The organism is Flavobacterium sp., from assembly GCF_013822155.1.
Lineage (GTDB): Bacteria > Bacteroidota > Bacteroidia > Flavobacteriales > Flavobacteriaceae > Flavobacterium.
Genome location: NZ_PNJW01000184.1, coordinates 1 through 1,350, shown reverse-complemented (window position 1 = coordinate 1,350; position 1,350 = coordinate 1). Strand labels below are relative to the sequence as shown.

Genomic DNA, 1,350 nt, shown 5'->3' with positions numbered 1-1,350 from the left:
AAAAAAGACGAACGTTTGGTAAAAAAAGACGAACGTTTGGTGTAAAATTGCGAACGTTTGGTAAAAAAAGACGAACGTTTGGTATAAAATCGTGAACGTTTGGCATAAATTGACTGACGTTTGGCATAAAATTGCGAACGTTTGGTATAAAAAGACGAACGTTTGGGGTTTTTTTTGGTGGGATTTTGGGTTTGTTTTACTGCTTTTTGAAGAAATTGTTACTTATATGTGTGCATAACTTAAACTCTAGTTTACTTTTTTGTAGGAAATAATTAATATATTTGAGTAAATAAACAAAGCGAAACAAATCTTTGCCAATTTTCCTGAAATTGGGTGTATATAGGAAGGTTTGTTTTGACTAAAAACGAGTTGGCGGCAATTATAAAACATATATACTATGAATATACAGAGGATTAAAATAACTAAGTTGTATGGTTATCTCGATAAAGACATCAAATTTAACGAGGATATATCCATATTAGTCGGTATTAATGGTTCGGGTAAAACAAGTGTTTTGAATATACTCAATTGGATTATTACACCATCAGTACCTCATTTATGTATCACCGAGTTTAAGGTAGTAAAGTTGTGGGTGAATTTTAAAGAAAAAAATTATGAAATTACTTGTTCGCACAATAAAAAGGTTTTTAAATATGAGATAAAGACCGCAGGGAAAATTTTCCACCCTCTAGAGGTTCAGTTAGAAAGAGAAGCAAAATTAATTCCCAATAATGAAACACTACGCAACAACTTAATAGAAGATTACAAACGTTTAAGTCCAGACGAGAATGAAAAACTAACGTGGGAATTAATTAGTTCATTTCAATCCCCAACAATTATAGGCTTAGACAGAAATATATATACTGAAGAATCATTAGACAAAATATTTATTGAAGATAACAAGGCAACAATTAGAAAAAAGACTGGTAATAAATCTCCTGTAGATAGAGTAAAGGAAATGGTAAATACTGAATACAGAAAAAGAAAAAACAGTGTTTTAAATTTGACGAACTCTCTTAAAAATCAATTAATGCTGTCGGCTTTTGACGGTAATATTACCATATCATCTTTAACATCTGGGATTCGCTATAAAGTCAATCTTAATCAAATCGAAAAGGCTGAAAATCGAATTGATGATTACTTTCAAAATTTTGAAAAAAATTCTTTATCCGAAAATGAAAAAAATATAATTAAAAATTATTTTGATCAGTTAAAAGAAATAACAAAGCAGTATCAAAACAGTCCAGATGATGAAACAATAAAATTACTTTATGGGTTGAACGCTCATCAATTTGTTAAGATTAGAAACTTATTAAAAGAGTTTGAAAAATTTGAAAAAGATTCAATCTA

1 protein-coding gene is annotated in these 1,350 nt (G+C 29.3%); it reads left to right on the top strand.

Annotated features, from left to right (window positions below):
- Positions 1 to 397 precede the first annotated feature (397 nt).
- Positions 398 to 1,350 (top strand): AAA family ATPase (locus C0512_RS15805; protein ID WP_290863306.1); only part of this gene is annotated, 953 nt, incomplete at its 3' end.